Source organism: Patiriisocius hiemis (genome assembly GCF_031846325.1).
GTDB lineage: Bacteria > Bacteroidota > Bacteroidia > Flavobacteriales > Flavobacteriaceae > Patiriisocius_A > Patiriisocius_A hiemis.
This window is the reverse complement of the sequence record NZ_JAVRHZ010000001.1, coordinates 34059-54960: the sequence shown is the minus strand read 5'-3', so window position 1 is coordinate 54960 and position 20902 is coordinate 34059. Positions and strand designations below refer to the sequence as shown.

The 20902-nt window shown below is 32.1% G+C and carries 20 protein-coding genes; 10 read left to right on the top strand and 10 right to left on the bottom strand.

Annotation, left to right across the window (positions count from 1 at the left end; translation table 11 throughout):
- Window positions 1-88 precede the first annotated feature (88 nt).
- Both RM538_RS00220 and RM538_RS00215 read left to right on the top strand, forming a co-directional pair.
- A complete protein-coding gene (locus RM538_RS00220) occupies window positions 89-973 on the top strand; it encodes a DUF6263 family protein (protein ID WP_311331376.1) in 885 nt (294 codons plus the stop codon).
- Between the two features lie 3 nt (window positions 974-976).
- Window positions 977-1552 (top strand): DUF2892 domain-containing protein, encoded by a 576-nt coding sequence (locus RM538_RS00215; protein ID WP_311331375.1) that lies wholly within the window; start codon window positions 977-979, stop codon window positions 1550-1552.
- Here the strand turns inward: RM538_RS00215 and RM538_RS00210 are convergent, their stop codons facing one another.
- Genes RM538_RS00210 through RM538_RS00200 form a run of 3 tightly spaced genes read right to left on the bottom strand, consistent with a single transcriptional unit; the run spans window position 1553 to window position 3584 of the window.
- Window positions 1553-1924: a sulfite exporter TauE/SafE family protein gene (locus tag RM538_RS00210; protein ID WP_311331374.1), complete on the bottom strand. Its 372-nt coding sequence runs from the start codon at window positions 1922-1924 to the stop codon at window positions 1553-1555.
- A gap of 3 nt (window positions 1925-1927) precedes the next feature.
- A complete protein-coding gene (locus tag RM538_RS00205) occupies window positions 1928-2860 on the bottom strand; it encodes a lytic transglycosylase domain-containing protein (RefSeq protein WP_311331373.1) in 933 nt (310 codons plus the stop codon).
- Window positions 2861-2918: 58 nt separating this feature from the next.
- Window positions 2919-3584 carry an alpha/beta hydrolase gene (locus RM538_RS00200; protein ID WP_311331372.1) on the bottom strand — a complete coding sequence of 222 codons (666 nt, stop codon included), beginning with the start codon at window positions 3582-3584 and terminating at the stop codon, window positions 2919-2921.
- 92 nt (window positions 3585-3676) lie between these two features.
- Between RM538_RS00200 and RM538_RS00195 the strand changes: the two genes are divergently transcribed.
- Both RM538_RS00195 and RM538_RS00190 read left to right on the top strand, forming a co-directional pair.
- On the top strand, window positions 3677-4393 hold the full coding sequence (locus RM538_RS00195; protein ID WP_311331371.1) for a pirin family protein: 717 nt from the start codon (window positions 3677-3679) through the stop codon (window positions 4391-4393).
- Between the two features lie 12 nt (window positions 4394-4405).
- Window positions 4406-4705, top strand: a complete 300-nt coding sequence (locus RM538_RS00190; protein WP_311331370.1) for a GNAT family N-acetyltransferase — start codon at window positions 4406-4408, stop codon at window positions 4703-4705.
- Here RM538_RS00190 and mtaB read toward each other — a convergent pair.
- Window positions 4702-6051, bottom strand: a complete 1350-nt coding sequence (gene mtaB / locus RM538_RS00185; protein WP_311331369.1) for a tRNA (N(6)-L-threonylcarbamoyladenosine(37)-C(2))-methylthiotransferase MtaB — start codon at window positions 6049-6051, stop codon at window positions 4702-4704. The genes RM538_RS00190 and mtaB overlap by 4 nt on opposite strands.
- Window positions 6052-6180: 129 nt before the next feature.
- Between mtaB and RM538_RS00180 the strand changes: the two genes are divergently transcribed.
- Complete coding sequence (locus RM538_RS00180) at window positions 6181-7788, top strand: ABC transporter substrate-binding protein (protein WP_311331368.1); 1608 nt, start codon at window positions 6181-6183, stop codon at window positions 7786-7788.
- Between the two features lie 40 nt (window positions 7789-7828).
- Here the strand turns inward: RM538_RS00180 and RM538_RS00175 are convergent, their stop codons facing one another.
- Window positions 7829-7981 (bottom strand): hypothetical protein, encoded by a 153-nt coding sequence (locus RM538_RS00175; protein ID WP_311331367.1) that lies wholly within the window; start codon window positions 7979-7981, stop codon window positions 7829-7831.
- A 58-nt stretch (window positions 7982-8039) separates the two neighbouring features.
- The gene (locus tag RM538_RS00170) at window positions 8040-8627 is read right to left on the bottom strand and encodes an RNA polymerase sigma factor (RefSeq protein ID WP_311331366.1); all 588 of its coding nucleotides are present in this window, start codon (window positions 8625-8627) and stop codon (window positions 8040-8042) included.
- Window positions 8628-8881: 254 nt separating this feature from the next.
- Between RM538_RS00170 and uvrA the strand changes: the two genes are divergently transcribed.
- Together uvrA and RM538_RS00160 are read left to right on the top strand one after the other, a co-directional pair.
- Complete coding sequence (gene uvrA, locus RM538_RS00165; protein ID WP_311331365.1) at window positions 8882-11665, top strand: excinuclease ABC subunit UvrA; 2784 nt, start codon at window positions 8882-8884, stop codon at window positions 11663-11665.
- A 111-nt stretch (window positions 11666-11776) separates the two neighbouring features.
- On the top strand, window positions 11777-12367 hold the full coding sequence (locus RM538_RS00160; protein ID WP_311331364.1) for a hypothetical protein: 591 nt from the start codon (window positions 11777-11779) through the stop codon (window positions 12365-12367).
- 52 nt (window positions 12368-12419) lie between these two features.
- On the opposite strand, the gene RM538_RS00155 is transcribed toward RM538_RS00160, so the two are convergent.
- Window positions 12420-13229 (bottom strand): hypothetical protein, encoded by an 810-nt coding sequence (locus RM538_RS00155; RefSeq protein ID WP_311331363.1) that lies wholly within the window; start codon window positions 13227-13229, stop codon window positions 12420-12422.
- Window positions 13230-13431: 202 nt separating this feature from the next.
- On the opposite strand from RM538_RS00155, the gene RM538_RS00150 reads away from it, so the two are divergent.
- The 3 genes from RM538_RS00150 to RM538_RS00140 all read left to right on the top strand — a co-directional run bounded on the left by RM538_RS00150 (window position 13432) and on the right by RM538_RS00140 (window position 17183).
- Window positions 13432-13665, top strand: coding sequence for a (4Fe-4S)-binding protein (locus RM538_RS00150; protein WP_311331362.1), 234 nt, complete (start codon window positions 13432-13434; stop codon window positions 13663-13665).
- Window positions 13666-13759: 94 nt separating this feature from the next.
- Complete coding sequence (locus RM538_RS00145) at window positions 13760-14344, top strand: tRNA (guanine-N1)-methyltransferase (RefSeq protein ID WP_311331361.1); 585 nt, start codon at window positions 13760-13762, stop codon at window positions 14342-14344.
- A 298-nt stretch (window positions 14345-14642) separates the two neighbouring features.
- Window positions 14643-17183 (top strand): TonB-dependent receptor, encoded by a 2541-nt coding sequence (locus RM538_RS00140; RefSeq protein WP_311331360.1) that lies wholly within the window; start codon window positions 14643-14645, stop codon window positions 17181-17183.
- 305 nt (window positions 17184-17488) lie between these two features.
- Here the strand turns inward: RM538_RS00140 and RM538_RS00135 are convergent, their stop codons facing one another.
- The 3 genes from RM538_RS00135 to RM538_RS00125 all read right to left on the bottom strand — a co-directional run bounded on the left by RM538_RS00135 (window position 17489) and on the right by RM538_RS00125 (window position 20738).
- On the bottom strand, window positions 17489-18493 hold the full coding sequence (locus RM538_RS00135; RefSeq protein ID WP_311331359.1) for a 3-oxoacyl-ACP synthase III family protein: 1005 nt from the start codon (window positions 18491-18493) through the stop codon (window positions 17489-17491).
- A gap of 252 nt (window positions 18494-18745) precedes the next feature.
- A complete protein-coding gene (locus tag RM538_RS00130) occupies window positions 18746-20056 on the bottom strand; it encodes an ABC1 kinase family protein (RefSeq protein ID WP_311331358.1) in 1311 nt (436 codons plus the stop codon).
- 13 nt (window positions 20057-20069) lie between these two features.
- Window positions 20070-20738: a TetR family transcriptional regulator C-terminal domain-containing protein gene (locus tag RM538_RS00125; RefSeq protein ID WP_311331357.1), complete on the bottom strand. Its 669-nt coding sequence runs from the start codon at window positions 20736-20738 to the stop codon at window positions 20070-20072.
- Window positions 20739-20902: the final 164 nt, after the last annotated feature.

The window sequence follows — 20902 nt, the reverse complement described above, 5'->3', positions numbered from 1 at the left end:
TCTTTTTTTACGTTGCCAAACGCAAAATGTAAAATATTTTTGATTGTTTTTGCTACCTTTGCGAACTTATATAATTTAACCATTACAAATGCAAAAATTTCTTACAATTTTCACTTTTTTTCTTTGTGCTGCATTCCAAGTACAAGCGCAAAATATTCTACAATATAATATGAGTATTGGTGACTCCTATACTATAGAGCAAGAAGCTACACAAGATATAATACAAACTATGGATGGCGCAGACCATGAAATGAAAAATACCATACTAGGTGAATATGTTTTTGAAGTTATAAGCGTTACAGATTCAACCTTTGTAATGAATTTTCACTTTAAATCATTGCTTTTTAAAACTGAATCTGGTATATACGGCACCCTCATGGATATTGATACTAATAGAGAAGCCGAAGAAGATGATATTGAAGCAAATATTTTTAAAGGTCTTCTAAATAATGATTTGCAAATAGTAGTCTATAAGACTGGAAATATCAAGACTCTAACAGGAACCGATGCTATCATAGATTCTATGTTAGAAAAAGCAGGAATTGAAGACGATTTCACCAAAAATATTGCTAAAAAAGGGCTTGAGAAAGAGTTTGGAGACGAGAGTATGAAAGAGAGTATGATACAAATGCTTTATTTGTTTTCTGACGAACCCGTCTCAAAAGGTAGTAAGTGGGAAACTTCATTTAATGGAGACCTTAAAGGCAGCACTACCTATTCGTTACAAGAATATTCAACAGAAGAAATAAAATTGGTTGGAGACGGCCCTATAGAGTTAAATACAGTTAATGAAGATGTAACAATGATTCTAAGTGGAACTCAAAATGTTATTGCTACCTGTGATACCGAAACTGGCTTTATGAAAAATGTAACAATAGAGCAAACTGCTACAGGCGTAACAAAAACAAAACAATGGGGTACTGTTGAAGTTCCAACTACAATAAATTCAACAATAACATTCAAAAGAATATAATTCATGTTCAACAAAAACATAAAACTTTTTTTAGCCGCACTTATTTTTGGAGTTTCTATATGGCAATTTGTAGAGGGAAACATTGGTAATGGTATCATGTATATACTATTATCATTAGTGTTTGTTTTCTTATACTTTAAAAATGAATTGATTTTACTTGCATTTCTAAGATTAAGAAAGCAGGATTTTCCTGGGGCAAAAAAATGGTTGGATAAAATACCTAACCCAGAAGCAGCACTTGTGAAAAAGCAGCAGGGGTATTACAATTACTTAAATGGTTTAATGGTTTCTCAAACCAATATGAACGAAGCCGAAAAATATTTTAAGAAAGCAATTAGTCTTGGACTTAATATGGATGCTGACTTAGCAATGGCAAAATTAAACCTTGCAGGAATTGCAATGACTAAAAACAGAAAAAGAGAAGCAGAGACATTACTTGCTGAAGCCAAAAAGCTTGATAAACACAATATGATGGATGAACAAATAAAAATGATGAAGCAACAAATGAAGCGGGCTGGACAACCTAGACAACAATTTGGTCAACAAAACCCTCGAGCTGGTAGAAGAAGTCGAAGATAATTATTTCCCAAAAAATAATTTGATAGCAGCCACTACAAGCACTACTGCAAATATTTTTTTAAGTATGTTTTGATCAATCTTTACAGCAAATTTTGATCCTAAATAACCTCCAACTACAAAAAATACTGCGATTACAATAGCAAATTTCCAATTAATTGGATGCCCTGTTGTATGATAAGTGTATGCTGCTAAAAAAGTAACAGGTACTGCCAAAACTGCTAAGCTTGTACCTTGCGCAGTATGTTGGTCAAAACCAAGAAAAAGCATCATTAAAGGAATCATCACGACTCCTCCTCCTACTCCCATGAAACCACTTAAAACTCCAGCAGCTAATCCAATTATAACAAGTGATAGTATAGTTTGTAGTGTCATAAATTATTGTCCAAAAGAGTAATATCCTTCTTTAGGAATTTCTATATAGTATTTTTTGCCAGATGCATTCTTAAGATAAGTATCTCTTAACCATGGATTGTGAATCTTCAAAATTTTATAATTGATACCATATCGCTTTGCAAACTTTGGAAAATCTGTAACTGGAGTATCAACTAAAACTTTGTTAGTAGGAACTGCAGTATATAAATCTTTTTCTCTGTAGTTAAACCCATATTTCTTAGGATTACTTAAAATTTCTTTAAAAGCAAGAATTCTAAAAACATATCTACTAGTCTCAGAATTTAAAAGTAAATCGTAGTAATCATCTACTTCTTGTCTCTCCATTTGTCTATTAACTCCAGCATTTCCAGCATTATATGCTGCCGCCGCTGCTGTCCAACTACCAAAACGACTCTTAGAAGCTAATAAATACTCTGCAGCAACTTTTGTAGCTTTTTCTAGGTGATAGCGCTCATCAACATAATCATTAATTTCTAAACCATATTCTTTCCCTGTACTCTTCAAAAACTGCCAAAACCCAGCAGCTCCAGCTGGAGACTTAACATTATCTAGACCACTCTCTGCTACAGCTAAGTATTTAAAATCATCTGGTAAACCATATTGTTCTAGTAATGGTTCTATAATTGGAAAGTACTTATTTGCTCTTTTTATAGTTATAAGCATATTAGATTGCCAATATGTGTTAACTAATAACTCCCTATCCATTCGTTCTCTAATATCTGGGTTAGAAAGCGGAACTTCTTCACCAGCAAATGTCATAGAGTCTGGTAATGGTAATGCGTAGACATTATAGTCATTTACCATCCGTTTTTCTAGTGTTTCATCTGTAGTAGGAGCTTCTTGAACAGCATTAATTCCAAAGTAAGCTGTCACAGCTAATAGTAGAACAATTCCAAGTCTTGATATCATCTTCATTTTCAAAAAATTTTGTTTAAAGATAGTATTTCTTTCAGTAATTAAAGAACCAAGCTATCTAATTGTTTTCAATAATTTCAATGAGTTTTTCTGAAACCCAACTTCCTTTATTAAGAATCATAATATGAGTACCTCCTTCCAATAGTATTGGATTCTTTATATTTTTAATAGGAAATACTATATCACTATCTCCATGAATGTGTATTACATCTTCCAGAGGTTTTTCACGTTTCCAACACACCATATTCTCTATTGCCCAATCTAGGTACTTTTTATTTCGTACGTGTAAATAAGTATTGTAAAGAGATAGCCTTTTTTTTGATTTTGGACCAATAGCGTATTTAGTTAAATCATCTGCGCTTAAAACTAAGCTAGTAGGAATTAATTTATAAGCCCTAGTTTTTTTAGCAATCTTAAGTCTTGCTGGCAATTCATTACGACACTTTACGCTTGAAACAATAATGAGCCTTCTTAATGAAAGGTAGGCGCTCATTTCTTGTACCATAACTCCTCCAAAAGATACGCCAATCAACACGCTATTATTGTGTTTTATTCTTGAAGCCATTCTACTTGCATAGGCTTCAATACTTTCCTTTTTATTAGGGATAAGCCATTCTAAAATATGAATTTTGTAATGTTCTTTTGGTAAATTAATATTTTTGAAAATTTCTTTTCCAGCAGCAAGTCCAGGCACAAAATAGACATGTATTTTTTCTTGATTCATTATTTAGTGTAAGAAGAAACTAGTAAACACAAAAGATTATTCGTAAATTTACGTAATATATACAGTCTTTTCAAGCCACTATTGCATATACAATGAAAAAGATTTTACATCCAGCTAGCACAAGAGGAACAGCAGATTATGGTTGGTTACAAGCAAATTACTCATTTAGTTTTGCAAATTATTTTGACCCAAACAGAATGCAATTTGGGAAGCTAAGAGTTCTTAATGACGACTACGTTGCTCCAGCTATGGGTTTTGGTAAACATCCACACCAAAACATGGAAATTATAACAATTCCTCAGTCTGGTGCGTTAAAACATAAAGACTCAATGGGTAATGAAGGAGTTATTAAATCTGGGGATATACAAATAATGAGTGCAGGAAGTGGTGTTGAGCATAGTGAAGTAAATGCTAGTACTACTAAAGCTGTAAAACTTTTTCAAATATGGATACTTCCAGAGGAGCAAAATGTTTCACCGCGCTATGAACAAAAAGAAATTGACCCATTACTTGTCACTAATGAGCTTACAACTATTGTAAAACCTAAGGAGAAGGCTACAGAAGGTGATATGTGGATTAATCAGCAAGCCTATTTTAGCCTAGGAAACTTTGACACAAAAAAAGACAGTAGCTATCAATTAAATAATAAAAACCACGGAACTTATTTTTTCGTAATTAATGGCACAGTTTCTATTGATAATGAAACACTTAACAATCGTGATGCACTAGGAATATGGGAAACCGAAGAAATTGAGTTTAGTGCAGAACCTAATACAAAGCTTCTAGTAATAGAAGTACCAATGAATTAAAAATAGATCCCTATGATAGAAGATGTTGAAATTACCGATAACGAATTTTTAAGACAATTTGAACTTGAAGTAGGCGATAATATGGCTCGTATTGAGTATGCCTTACAAGACAGAAAAATCTTTCTAACTAAATACGAGATGCCTGATGATATGGAAGATCAAGGGTTTAGAGATATTTTTATAAAGGCTGTTTTTGAAGAAGTTAGAAATAGAGGTATTAGTCTTGTACCCACAAACCCTATTATTAAAGGATTTCTTCGTAAGAATCGTAGAAAATATAAAGACTTATTACCTGTTGGAATAAGTATCTAACAATAAGCAGGAATCTTTTCAAACTCAAAGCGTACTAATCCATCATCATCAATTTTAGTGAGTATAACTTGATGAAGTGTATTTGCTAATGCTGGATTCCAAGGATATTTCACTTTTACATAATTTTCTGTAAATCCATGAATGTAACCTTCTTTATTTTCACTCTCAAACAAGACTGTTCTAGAGCTACCTAACTGACTTTCATAAAAGGCTCTTCTTTTCTTTACAGAAAGCCCTCTTAGCATTTTACTTCGCTTATGCCTTACACCTTTGTCAACAACACCATCCATAACAGCTGCAGGGGTATTATCTCTTTCAGAATAAGTAAAAACATGTAAGTATGAAATATCCAACTCGGTTAGAAATTGATAAGTTTCTAAGAAGAGGTCATCAGTTTCTCCAGGAAAACCAACAATTACATCCACACCGATACAAGCGTGGGGCATCACTTCTTTTATTTTTGTAACTCTATCAACATAGAGTTCTCGCATATAGCGTCTTCGCATCAACTTTAACAACTCATTGCTGCCGCTTTGTAACGGAATATGAAAATGAGGCACAAAAGTCCTTGAGTTAGCAACAAAATCTATAGTTTCATTTTTAAGTAAGTTAGGCTCTATAGAAGAAATTCGCAGACGCTCAATCCCATCTACACTATCCAAAGCTTTACACAAATCAAAAAATGTATGTTCGTGCTTTTTATTGCCAAACTCTCCCTTACCGTAATCTCCTATATTAACACCAGTAAGTACAATTTCTTTAATTCCTTTTGCTGAAATTTCTGAAGCATTTTTCAAAACATTTTCTAGTGTATCACTTCTAGAAATACCTCTAGCAAGCGGAATAGTACAATAGGTACATTTATAATCACAACCATCTTGCACTTTTAAAAATGCTCTCGTTCTATCACCAATAGAGTAGCTTCCTACATAAAAATCCGCATCTTCAATCTCACAGGAGTGTATTTGAGCTTGAGTACGAGTTGCTTCTGGCTGGTTAAATAAATCATTGATGTAACTAGTAATGTTAAACTTTTCTGTAGCTCCTAAAACTAAATCTACGCCGTTAACATCAGCAAGTTCCTTAGGCTTCAGTTGTGCATAGCAACCAATGGCAGCAACAAAGGCTTCTGGATTGCTCTTGTGTGCTTGTTTTACAATTGTTTTAAAGCGCTTATCTGCATTTTCTGTAACACTACATGTATTTATAATATAAATATCTGCTGGAGAAGAAAAGTCAACTTTTTGGAAACCTTCAGAAGAAAAACCGCGTGCAATAGTAGATGTCTCACTAAAATTTAGCTTACATCCTAAAGTATAAAAAGCGACTTTTTTTGTTGTTTCCATAGTTTACAAAAGGGGTGCAAAACTACAAATATTTATTGAATTGCAACTACTTTATAAAATGGTGAATTTTCATAAATCTAGCTTTATGATAAATTTTATATAAGCTATATTCGTGTATTCATAAAACTTATGAAATTATACAATAAATACCTCTTTTTACTTTTTTTAATTCTAATCTTTTTTTCTTGTAGTGATACAAAAGATAGGAATAATGACCACCTAGTATTTAGATATAATGAGCATAGTAATATATCAACGCTAGACCCTGCCTTTGCTAGAAATCCACAAATTATTTGGCCAACAAATCAATTATTTAATGGTTTGGTACAGTTAGACGACTCATTAAACATTAAACCAGATATTGCAAAGTCTTGGAGATATATAGATAGTACTTGTACTTTTTACTTTACACTTCGTGATGACGTTTATTTTCACGAAAATGAAGTATTTGGGAAAGATGCCACGCGTAATGCTACCGCATACGATTTTGAGTATAGTTTTGGAAGACTTACAGACCCTAAAGTTGCTTCACCAGGTAGCTGGACATTGCAAAATGTAGAAATGTTTAAAGCAGAAAATGACTCAATATTTAAAATACTACTTAAAAAACCATTTCCACCTTTTCTTAGTATGCTAGGAATGCGTTACTTCTCTGTAGTACCAGAAGAAGCTGTATCGTTTTACGGAAATGAGTTTAGAAGAAACCCTGTTGGTACGGGCCCTTTTCAGTTTAAACTATGGGAAGAAAATGTAAAATTAGTTCTAAGGAAGAATCCATTATATTTTGAAAAAGATAGCAATGGAGCCCAACTCCCCTATCTTGAGGCAGTTTCTGTAACCTTTTTACCAGATAAACAAAGTGAGTTTTTACAATTTGCACAGGGTAATCTTGATTTTATAAGTGGTCTTGATAATTCTTATAAAGATGAAATTATTACAACTACTGGCCAACTACAGCCTAAGTATCAAGAAAACGTAAAATTGATTACCGCTCCCTATTTAAATACAGAGTATCTAGGTGTTTTTATGAGCTCTGACACACCAGAAATTCAATCAAAGTTACTAAGGCAAGCCATAAACTATGGCTTTGACAGAAAAGCTATGGTTACTTATTTACGAAACGGCATGGGGATTCCTGCCGTTAATGGTATGATTCCGAAGGGCTTGGCAGGTTTTAATGATATTGAAGGTTATAATTATAACCCAGAAAAGGCAAAAAAATTAATTGCTCAATACAAGCGAGAAACTGGAAATCTAAACCCAAGTTTGGTAATTGGCACTAATAGTCAATATCTAGATTTATGTGAATACATCCAACGTGAGCTTGAAAAACTAGGTATTTCTATTAGTATTGATGTGATGCCTCCATCAACATTACGACAAATGAAATCTAGTGGTGAACTTGATATTTTTAGAGCAAGTTGGATTGCAGACTATCCAGACGCTGAGAATTACTTATCACTTTTTTATAGTCAAAATTTTACACCAAATGGACCTAACTACACGCATTACAAAAATGAAGTTTTTGATAGCTTATATATAGCTGCACAAAATATTTCTAACATTGAAAATCGCAAAATACTATACACAAAAATGGATAGTATTGTAATGAGTGATGCTCCTGTAGTGCCCTTATTTTATGACAAAGCAGTACGTTTTGTAAATAAAAAAGTGAGTGGGTTGGGTATTAATCCGCAAAATTTCTTAGTACTAAAAAGAACTAAAAAAGAAGAATAAAAAAACCCTGAAATTGGTGTCTTTCAGGGTTTCTCAAAGTTTAGTTTAGAAGTGCTTCAAACTTCAATTTATTATAATCTATAACACTTAAAGCCTTTGAATAATCCAGAAGAAACTTTATTGTTTCTTCTTTTGGAACTAAGTTTTCATCCACGCGTTCCGCACGTGGAGTTTCAGAGTATAATTTTGGCATAGAACGAAATTTTGAGGTTAATGTTACCTAATAACGTCCTATAGTATAGTTTATTGTATTAATTTGTTAAAACTATATTGTGCTTCTCAATTACCTTACGTAAATTGATTAATGCATAACGCATTCTACCTAGCGCCGTATTAATACTCACACCCGTTTGCTCACTAATTTCTTTAAAGCTCATGTCTTTATACATGCGCATTTTAAGAACTTCTTTCTGGTCGTCTGGTAATTCTTCTATTAATCTTCTTACATCACTTTCTACCTGTCCCTTAATCATTCTTTTTTCAATATTTAAGGAATTATCAGAAAGTACAGAAAAGATATTAAAGTCATCTTTGTTTTCAAATTTGGGCATTCTGTTATTTTTTCTGAAATAATCAATAACAAGATTGTGCGCAATGCGCATTACCCAAGGTAAAAACTTTCCTTCTTCGTTATATGCACCTCTTTTAAGAGTACGTATAACTTTAATGAAAGTATCTTGAAAGATATCTTCGGCGAGATCTCTATCAAAAACTTTTGAATAAATAAACGAGTAAATTCTTTGCTTATGTCGTGTAATTAACTCACACAGGGCGGATTCATTGCCATCCATATAAGCACGCACTAGAGGTGCATCTGCATTTGTTGTGCTTTTTTTCATACTATTACTTTTTAAAAATAAACAACTAATTCTAAGGCTGGTAAGTTGTTTTAATTATGTGTTTAAAAGTAGTAGTATGCTATAGGCAATATTTTAAAATGTGTTCGTTGTTAGGGGTAAATATAACAACATTCCTTTTACAAATGCAAAAAAAAGTTAATTTTTTCTATAAAAAAATATAATTACACAATATGTGCAAAGCCAATTTTGAGTTAGTATCTTTGCAAAATTTAATAGCATAGCTACCCTAAAAATTGAAAACCAAAACCCTTAATACAAAGAAAAATATACACATTTTGGGTGCAAAATTGCATAACCTAAAAGATGTTTCGGTTGCAATTCCAAGAAACAAATTGGTTGTTATTACAGGGCTTTCAGGTAGCGGGAAATCTAGTTTAGCGTTTGACACACTTTATGCTGAAGGGCAAAGAAGATATGTAGAAAGCCTCTCATCCTACGCAAGGCAATTTCTAGGAAGATTAAATAAACCAAAAGTAGATGCTATTAAAGGAATTGCCCCTGCTATTGCAATTGAGCAAAAAGTAAATTCCACCAATCCTCGCTCTACGGTGGGAACTTCAACAGAGATTTACGATTATTTAAAACTCTTATATACCCGTATTGGCAAAACCTACTCTCCTACTTCTGGAAGTATCGTTAAAAAAGACACAGTAACAGATGTACTTAATTTTATTAAGTCTTTTTCAGAAAATGAAAAGTTATTACTGCTAACACCTATTTATCTTGAAGAAGGACGCACACTAGAAAACAAAATAAAAGCATTAGCACAACAAGGATATGCCAGAGTTAAAGTTGGTAATAAAGTTGAAAGAATAGATTCGTTAGATTTAAAAAATCTTTCAAAAGATACTCTTCTTGTTGTAGATAGAGTTATTACTAAAAATGACGAAGATTTTTACAATAGATTGGCAGATGCAATTCAAATTGCTTTTTTTGAGGGTAAAGGAGAATTGTATATAGAAAGCCTTTCTGATTCTAAAATCAAGGAATTCAACAACCGCTTTGAAGCAGATGGTATTACTTTTCTTGAACCTAATGTGCATTTATTCAGTTTTAATAATCCCTATGGTGCTTGCCCAACTTGTGAAGGGTATGGAGATGTAATAGGTATAGATGAAGATTTAGTAATCCCAAACACAGCACTATCTATTTATGAAAATGCTATTTTCCCATGGCGTGGAGAAAGTATGGGGTGGTATAGAGACCAATTAGTAAACAATGCTTATAAATTTGACTTCCCAATACACAAACCTTGGTTTGAACTTTCTGATGAACAAAAAAACCTAGTTTGGGAGGGTAATAGTTACTTTGAAGGTATAAACAGTTTCTTTTCCTTTTTAGAATCTAAAAGTTATAAAATCCAAAATCGTGTTATGTTATCTCGATATCGAGGTAAAACCAGATGTAGCACCTGCAAAGGAAAAAGACTACGCCCAGAAGCTGGCTATGTAAAAATTCAAGGCAAAAGCATACAAGAACTAGTTGAGCTTCCGTTACAAGAAGTTTCTAACTTTTTTAAAAATTTAGAACTCAATAAATACGATACTACTATTGCAAAAAGATTGCTAGTAGAAATAAACAACAGACTCCGTTTTTTAATGGATGTAGGTTTAAGCTATCTCACCCTTAATAGAAAGAGTAACACGCTTTCAGGGGGAGAATCCCAACGAATTAATTTAGCCACTTCGTTGGGAAGTAGCTTAGTTGGTTCTATGTATATACTAGACGAGCCTAGTATTGGATTACACCCTAAAGACACCGAAAGACTTATAGGTGTTTTACAATCTCTACGTGATCTTGGAAATACAGTTATTGTAGTTGAACATGATGAAGATATTATGAAAGCTGCTGATGAAATTATTGATATAGGTCCTGAAGCAGGAACCTTTGGTGGTGAAGTGGTAGCGCAAGGAGTCTATTCTGAAATTTTAAAATCTAACTCCCTAACGGCAGATTACCTAAACGGAACAAAAGAAATTGAAGTCCCTGTAAAAAGAAGAATTAGTAAAAATCATATTACAGTTAAAGGTGCTAGACACAACAATCTCAAAAATATTGATGTTTCGTTTCCTTTAGGAGCATTTACTGCTGTTACTGGAGTATCAGGAAGTGGGAAAAGCACACTTGTAAAAAAAATACTATATCCAGCACTACATCGTGAAATTGGAGGGTATGGTGAAAAACCAGGTCAGTTTACAGGTTTAGAGGGAAATTTCAGTAGTATAAAAAATATTGAATTTATAGATCAAAATCCTATTGGGCGTTCTAGTAGATCTAATCCTGTTACATACATTAAAGCATATGATGATATTAGAGCCTTATTTGCTAAACAAAAACTAAGTGACATAAGAGGGTATAAAGCAAAACACTTTAGTTTTAATGTAGATGGTGGGCGATGCGAAACCTGTAAGGGAGAAGGAGAAGTAACTATTGAAATGCAGTTTATGGCAGACGTAAACTTAGAATGTGAAACCTGTGATGGTAAGCGCTTTAAGAAAGAAGTTCTTGAGGTTACCTTCAATAATAAAAACATTGATGATATTCTTCGCCTTACGGTTGATAATGCTATTGATTTTTTTAAAGAAGGGAATCAAAGCAAGATTGTAGCTAAGTTAAAACCTTTACAAGATGTTGGTCTAGGCTATGTACAATTGGGACAAAGTTCCTCAACACTATCTGGTGGAGAAGCTCAACGTATTAAACTAGCTTCCTTTTTGGTAAAAGGAAATACAAAAGACAAAGCCTTATTTATTTTTGACGAACCTACTACTGGGCTTCATTTTCATGATATTAAAAAATTACTTGCCTCATTCTATGCACTCTTAGACAAGGGACATACTATTATTGTTGTTGAGCACAACATTGATTTAGTAAAGTGTGCAGACTACATTGTTGACCTTGGGCTTAAAGGAGGAAGTGAAGGCGGACAAGTAATTACAGAAGGAACGCCAGAAGAGGTGAGTAAAAATAAAGTTTCTTATACAGCCTCTTATCTTAAAGAGAAATTACCTCTATAAACAAATAACAATCAATTAGTTACATTTTTGGCACATGCTTTGGTTTACTACTACCAAATAGCGTAACGCAAAACCGCTCATTGTTTTGCATAACCCTTAAATACATTTATTATGAAAAAAGTGTTTTTATTAGTAGCGATCTTCCTAGTTGGAAGTGCTACACAGACAATTGCTCAAAACCACCAAAATGTAGTTAAAAATCCAGGGAATAAGCATCGCTATTACAATTCGCAAGAAATTCGTTTTGTAGAAGATGGTGTTTTATACACAGTTAGTACACGTGGAGAATTAAACTTTACGTTTCTACAAGCGTCTAATCCATATCAAGTAGGTAGAAGAAACCATAATGTAATTTATTATGGAAATGATTTTAATTTCAGAAGAAATTATAGGGCTCGTGTTTTAAAAGATCGTTTTGGGATAGTTTACAGAGTTGGTAACACACCTATTGCATACAAAAGAAACGGAAAAGTAAAACGAATTGGCTCGGTTCACTTACAATATAATAGAGGTCTATTAGTGCAAGTTGGTAATATGCAGATTACATACAATCGTGGTGGGAAAATTAGAGATACTCATGGCTATGTTAATAGGTTAAATAGAAAATTATGGCACGATGATTGGTATATACTTAATAGCTACGAAACAGATTACACAATTTGGAATCGTGGTGAAAGAATAAGAGAAAGAAAAGTAAGATAATTTTATAGTTTTTTTGGTTGGTTAGTTGAAAACCCGTCACTCCTTCTAAGGTTTAGGCGGGTTTTCGTTTTTGTATAAATTTATTTGAAAGACTTTTTACAATACTCTCAATTCGTGTTAAATCCTCCATATTTATTAATTTACGATTTTTAATAAATAGATTTTCCTTATAAAACTCAATTTCTAAATCTTTTTGGCTCTTGAAAAATTTTAATATGTTATTAATCAAAATTAAATTTTGTGTTTTTTCAAAAGTAAAAACTTCAAAATTATCAATTTTTAAATCATCATCATTCCTAATTAAATCGAAAAATTTTTCTGAAGTAGACTTTTCTCTCAGGTAGTAGTGTCCAGAATAAAAATCTAACCTTGTCCAAAACATTATTTGGGATTCATGATAATCATTGTCATAATAAGTCTGTCCAGTAATTAAAACAGCTGGATGAAAAATATAGCCTTTGCAATATTGAATCTCAAAAGGTGAAGAATAACTCCAATCGTCATACTTACTTAGTATTTTTGTTTTTTCAAGGAGTTCTATCTCTATGCTAGTTAGCTTTTGTTTACGATACTCTTTACTTCTTCTTAAATAATTTAATGTCTTTTCAACTTCTTTTTCTTCTTCAGTTGGATGATTATCATATTTTTCTAAATATTCATTATTATGGTTTATCCAATGTCCAGATTCAGCTTGTTCTAAACTCAATTTAGCGCCAGATTCAGGATCTATTATAAATTCATCACTTAATCTTTTTCTTAAATGGTTCTCATGCTCTTTTTCTCTTTTGGTTTTATGTACAAAGCCAAAGTATATTATTACAGCAATAAAAATCATTGCTAATATTGGAAGTAACTCGCCCATTTTTTTATTATATATTTAATATTATACCATCATAAATCTACCAAATTCTTCTAATTAATTGGCTATATATCAATTTAATAGTTTAGCTCAAACACAAATATTATGTTAAATTTTTAATATAAGATGCATTTTATCGATATTTTTACTACTTTTAACTATATTTAATACTTGTAATAGGCTTTTGCCCCCCAAATCCCAGCTTATGAAAACGTATGAAAACAGTTATACCAATGGAGAAATAACTGTCACCTATCAACCCAAAAAATGTATTCACGCAGAAAAATGTGCAGAAGGACTTTCAGAAGTTTTTAGAACTACCGTTATCCCATGGATAAATCTTGATGCTGCAGAATCGCAAAAAATTATTCGTCAAATTAAAAAATGCCCCTCTGGAGCATTAAGTTTTTGCAAAAACCAACAAAAAGAAGCTTGTTAAAAAACTTTTAATTTTTCTATAAAATTGTGCCTCTATCACAATTTTTTATACTCTTGCAGTAACAAACTCAAACAAACCTAATACTGAAAGATCTATGAAGAAATTAATTCTATTAGCGCTGCTCCTTTTTTGTAGTGTATCGCTATCCTATTCCCAAGAAACAGAAACGAAGGATAACTCTTTAAATGGTCAATTTGAAGCCATAAAAAAAACCTCTAACAATTACCAAGATTATGAGGTTGTGAAAAAGTTTAAGCTTAACGCACTCCAAAAAAACACCTTAGACTCTATTGCTGTTTATAAAAGTGAAATTTCGACATTAAAAAACACAATATCATCTCAAAACGATGAGATTTCCTCACTTACTACTACATTAAACGAAACTAAAGTGGCTCTTACTAATTCTCAAGAGAAAGAAGATGGTATTGAGTTTTTAGGAATTCTAACTCAAAAATCAACCTACAATACTATTCTTTGGTCTATTATTGGGCTATTACTTATAACACTTGCTTATTTTATATATAGGTTTAATGCTAGCAATAGTATAACTAAAGAATCTAAGGCTAAATTAACCGAATTAGAATCTGAATTTGAACTACATAGACAAAAGAAGTTAGAAGAAATGCAACAAGTACGCAGAAAACTTCAAGACGAAATTAATAAGAATAGAAAAGCTTAACGTTTCGTTAAAGTTTCAATAGGCTGTAACAATTTCTATTTTGTTACGTCTATTGGATAGAAATATTTCTCACTTTACTGTGAAAATTTTTACGTTGATGGTTAGTGTTAATAATAGCAGTAAAGTTATAAACCCGGAGTTCTAGACTTCGGGTTTATTTTTTTTAAAGTTTTTCTCAATTTGTTGTAACATAAAATAGATTGAAACGTCATACTCTTATAAATCCTTGGAAACTGTCTAATCAGCAATTATGTTATACAAGGTATTATGTTAACAATAAAATCTAATCAATCTCAAAATGAAACAGTTTATTCTTTTCGTTGCACTACTTTTTAGTACAACACTTTTCGCAAATCCAGAAAACACCGAAAACATTGGTAAAATTACCGGAACAGTTATAGATAAAAATCTTAACGAGCCCATACCCTATGTTACAGTAGCGGTAAAGACACTAAGTGGAGAAATTATTACCGGAGGTGTCACAGACGACAATGGAAAATTTGAAATAAAAGATATTCCAGAGGGAAAAAGTCAAGTTAGTATTCAATTTATAGGATATGTAACTTACAATACCCAAATAGAAATTTCTCGTGGAGCTAGAAATGTTGATTTAGGCAACGTTTTTCTAGAAGAAAACATTGCAGCACTTGACGAAGTAACCGTTATTGCAGAAACTACTACTATTCAACAAAAAGTAGATAGAAAAGTTATTACTATAGGTAAAGATTTAACTACCGCAGGACCAACAGCTAGCGATATTATGATAAATCTACCTTCAGTAAGTGTAGATCAACAAACGGGAGCTATTGCATTACGAGGAAATCAAAATGTAAGAGTAATGGTAGATGGTAAATTAACTAATGTACCTGTCGCTCAGCTATTAAGACAAATACCATCTAACTCAATTAAACAGATAGAGCTAATCACTAATCCTTCGGCTAAATACAATCCAGAAGGCATGAGTGGTATTATAAATATTATATTACATAAAAACGTAACTATAGGTTTTAATGGAGATGTAAGTACGGGTATCACATACGAAGAACAACCTAAGTTCAATGCTTCAGTAAACACAAACTATAGAAACGGAAAGTTTAACTTTTATGGGAATTGGGGGCATAATACTTCAAAAAATGAAAACTTAGGGAACATTTTTAGACCAGATGAAAACTCAGAACAGGCTTTTAATTTTCTTGATAAAAACCAATCTAATCTCTTTAAAGTTGGGGTTGACTTTTACTTAAATGAAAAAAATACTATTTCATTTTTCACAAATCAAAATATTTATGAAGGTGGATCAAGTGGTTCAACAGATATTACATACAACGAAGATGAAACACTAAATCAGTTTCAGGATTTTTTCAACACACGAGAGAATAATTCTTCTCAGTATAATTTTGATTACAAATTAGATTTTGCAAAAGAAGGGCATAATATTGAGTTAGAAGTGGATTACAACATTTTTGAAAATGATGAAGATGCTAAATTTATGTTTATGGGAGCTGCTTTTAGTGATGACTATAGAGATATAATTAACACCGAAAGAGATAGAATTACTGCAAATTTAGATTATGTAAATCCACTTTCTGAAACTGTAAAATTAGAATTTGGATTAGAAGCACGGTTATTCAATAGTGATATCAATCGTGAAACCTCGCAACAATTAGTAAATCCGTTTGATTTAATGGGGCCTCCTATTACTGGACCAGAGACCTTATTTAATTATGAAAGAGATATTTATTCAGTATATGGAACTATTTCAAAAAGTTGGGAAAAGATGAGTTTACAGGTTGGCCTTAGAGCAGAAACAGTAGATGTAATAGCAAATACAGAAGAAACTTATGGAGATGGAATTGTTACTAATGATACAAGTAATATTAATAACGACCCCGCTGTACAAGTAAGTATTATTAATAATACGGTTTTTAAGAGTTTTAGTAATGATTACATACAGGTATATCCATCTGCATTTTACACCTATACTCCTAATGAGAAAGATCAATACCAAGTGAGTTATAGTAGACGTGTAGATAGACCAGGTCTGGGGCAAGTAAATCCAATTAGAGAATGGGCAACACCGCTCATTACATCTTTTGGAAGTACTAGCTTAACTCCACAATTTACTAACTCTTTTGAAGCAAACTATACTCGAAATTTAGAGAAAGGTAGTATTACAGGAGGTGTGTTTTATAGAATTATTGAAGACGAAATTAACAGAGCTGTATTTGTAGATAGAACAGACTTAAATAGAATTATCCTAACGTATGATAATTTTGATAATACATTTGCCTATGGAGTAGAGCTATCTACAAACTATCGTCCTTTTAAGTTTTGGAGTATAAATGGAAGCTTTGATTTATTTAGTCAAACACAAACAGGAATTACAGAACGTTTAGCAGATGGTGTAACAGGACAAGATGCAACAACCGCAGATATTATTACCGAGGAGGTTGAAGTAGACAACGTTGCTTGGAATCTTAGAATGTTTAATAACTTTAAAGTAAACAAAACACTATCACTTTCGGCATTTGGCTTTTATAGAGGCAAAAACCAAGGAATTCAATTTTTAATGAAGCCCATGTATTTTGTTAATGTAGGAGCTAGAGTAAACCTATGGGAAGGTAGAGGGACATTTAGTGTAAATTATAATGACATTTTTGACACTATGGAGTTTGCTTTTGATGGACAAAGACCATTTCCACAAGTAGGAGCTTTTAACTGGGAAAGTAACACCTGGAATGTAAGTTTATCATACAGATTTGGTGGCGGAAAGTATAGAGCAAAATCTAGAAAGAATAGAGATGACAGAGAAAAAGATGGAAGTGGCGGAATTTTCTAAAACACACTAAACGTTATTTTTATGTTAAACAGCAAATACTGATGAAACATTTTAAACAAAACGCTGTCTATTATATAGAACATTAAAAAAACTCGTATTATAAATTATTTGAATTAGCCTTTAAAAATTTACTTCGAGAAACTATAAACCCTAGCATGAATGCTAGGGTTTTTTAATAAATACCCCTTAATGGGTATTTTGTATTTTATAAAAACTAAAGATATTGCAACTATTCAGAGGTAGAAATACTAATGATATTGAGGAGTTTTAGTTTCAAAAACCTGTGTGTTTCTACATGCAGGTTTTTACCATTTTATAATAACACTACCCCAAGTAAAACCACTTCCAAAGGCAGCTAATACTACTAAATCTCCATCTTTTATTTTACCAGCTTCCCATGCTTCAGATAGCGCAATAGGGATAGAGGCCGCTGTAGTATTTCCATATTTTTGGATATTATTAAATACTTGGTCATCACTTAGCCTCATTTTTTTCTGAATAAATTGAGAAATTCTCAAATTAGCTTGGTGAGGGATAAGCATATTAATATCATTCGCTGTAAAGTTATTTGCTTCTAGACCTTCATTAATTACCTCAGCAAAACGAACTACAGCATGTTTAAAAACAAACTGTCCATTCATATAAGGATAATATGGTATATTCTCTTGTGGATTATCTTCTATTATTTCTGGGACCCAATAACCCGTACTTGGCCCATCTAAAGCTAACTCATCTTTATGCTTTCCTTCGCTATGCAAATGCGTAGATAAAATTCCGCTTTCATCATCAGACCTTGATACAACAACCGCTCCTGCTCCATCTCCAAAAATTACTGAAACTCCTCTGCCCCTCGTTGTAAAATCTAAACCTCCACTATGGTTTTCGGCACCAATTACTAAAATATTTTTATACATACCCGTTTTCACAAATTGGTCTGCAACCGAAATACTATATACAAAACCGCTACATTGATTTCTTACATCTAGAGCAGGTACCGTTCGCATCCCTAACATTTCTTGAACTTGAACGCCTCCACCTGGGAAATACATGTCTGGACTTAAAGTTGCAAAAACTATCATATCTATATCATTAGGAGTGAGATTTGCTCTTTCTAATGCTATCTTAGAAGCTTTTACACCCATTACAGAAGTGCTATTTCCGTCTCCTTTTTTAATATGACGTCTCTCTTTAATACCAGTTCGTTCTTGAATCCAGGCATCATTAGTATCCATTAACTTTGATAAATCATGATTAGTAACAACATTTTCAGGGACATAATGACCTACTCCTGTAATTTTAGACTTGTACATAATTATTATAATTGAAGTGTGCCAAGATACATATAAGGTGTAGAGAAATAAATTTTTTTGAATTGATTAGCTATGCATGCATAATATATTAAATAATGAAAGGAGAAGTGATACTTCTCCTTTCTAACAACCTAACCAATAAAACGATAGATAACAATTACTTTTTCATAGCAATTATCTCGTTTCGTTATATAAAGATAAAGTATTGTTTAATAATATTTCATAATAATTAAACAAACTTTTGTTAATATTTTAAAATTCAATGGTTTTATAATTGTTCACTTTAACTTTTGCCCCTAAATCATTTAATAAATTATACAATCCAAAAAAGGTTCGGTTGATGTATAAAAAATGTTTGGAGCCTCTATTACCATTCATTTTTCTTATTTCAGTATCTTTTGAATATTTATCACTTAAATCTGCTATTTGTCCGAAAAATATAGCATCACTAAAATCAAACTCTTCCCCATGAAAAGGCTTAGTAAAAAGACTCAACATTTCGTGGAATAACTCTGAAAAGAACTTAATTTCTTCTGGAGTATCTTCTTGCTTTAGGATTTCTAGTTCGTATAGTTTTTGCAAAAACACTTCTGGATTATTAATGTTTTCTGGCTTAGCTAGTTCAAAGTAAGGAACATAAAACTCTTCAGGAACTTCTTTAATGCATCCAAAGTCTATTGCCACAAGATTACTATCGTTATCAACTAAAAAATTTCCTGGATGAGGGTCTGCATGTACTCTTTTAAGCTCATGCATTTGAAACATATAAAAGTCCCAAAGCGCTTGTCCTATTTTGTTTGCCTTAACTTTATTCGCATTTTTCGTTGTAAATTCAGATAGATGTTCACCTTGCATCCAATCCATAGTTATAATACGATTATTACTTAATTCTGGATAGTATTTAGGAAACTTAAGGTTAGGGATATGTTTACAAGCTTCTGTAATTTCTTTACTTTGCTTAACTTCTAAGGTATAATCAGTTTCTTCAAGGAGCTTCTGTTCTACTTCTTTAAAATATTTGTCGCTATCCTTACCTTTAATATTAAACATCTTCATAGCTACTGGTTTAACCAATGCAAGGTCACTACTTATACTTTCGGCAACACCAGGATATTGAATTTTAACCGCTAATTTTTTTTCATTCTTCTCTGCTTTATGTACTTGTCCTATACTAGCAGCTGCAACAGAGTTAGCTTCAAAACTATCGTACAAGTCCTCTGGATACTTCCCAAAATATTTATTAAATGTCTTTCTAACTAATGGAGCAGATAATGGAGGTACTTGAAACTGTGCTAGGGAAAATTTTTCAACATATGCTTTTGGCATAATGTTTTTTTCCATGCTTAACATTTGTGCTACTTTTAATGCTGACCCTTTAAGGTCTTTAAGACTGCTATAAATAGCTTCTGCATTATTCTCATTAAGCTTATCTTTAGTAGTTTCAGAGTTAACAAATTTTTCTCCGTAATACTTCAAATAGTTCCCTCCTACTTTAACACCTGTTTTTACAAGTTTTGATGCTCTACTAATCTTACCTGTTGGTATACTGTCTAATGTTTTCAATAGTTCTATCTAATTAATTCATTTTTTCTTTCCACAAAAATTTCCCGAAATCTAAAACACTCTCTAGTGGAGTTGTTTCAAAGACATCAAAAATGGCTCTCACAGATTTTTCAATAACAATATCTGTTTTCTCAAAAGAAGGAGAGTTGTCTTCCATCCAGTACTTCATAATAAAAAGTGTTTGCAACCAAGCTCCTTCAGAAAATACAGATACCGGTTGTTTTAAAATTTTTATTGATTTTGTATCATTTTGCTCTTCAATTAATCCTGCAGCAAACTCCTTTACATGCTTACGCAAACCCTTAAGTTGCATCATATTTTTAAGCATATCTCTATCTTGTGATAACGTAAATAAAACATAACTCCTGTTTGCCGTAAGTAATTCAAAAAAAGTATAGAAAAAAGTGAGCATCTTCTCTTTATTACTAAAGTGTTCATACTCTTTATTTTTATGAGCTAGTTTCATAGAATGATCAAAAAATGTAGTCCAAATACTATCTTTCAATCCATCAAACGATCCAAAAAAGCTGTAAAACTCATCTTCGGTAAAATTATTTTCTTTACAAAACTTGTAGACACTTTTAGGAGTTGTTTCAGCATCTAAAACAGTAGTCATATATGCTTCAATTACTTGTTCTCTGGATATTTTTTTGGATTTTGATGTTGTTTTTTTAGCAGCCATATTTTCAATATTAATTCACAGATATTGTGATATTTATAAACATTAATTTCTAGTGTAAAGATACGAAACGTTTAATTTATTATTCTATTTGTTAAACAAAATACTTTGTTAAATATTCGGACATAATCTGTCAATACTTCTGCCATCATGTCACAAAATCTGTA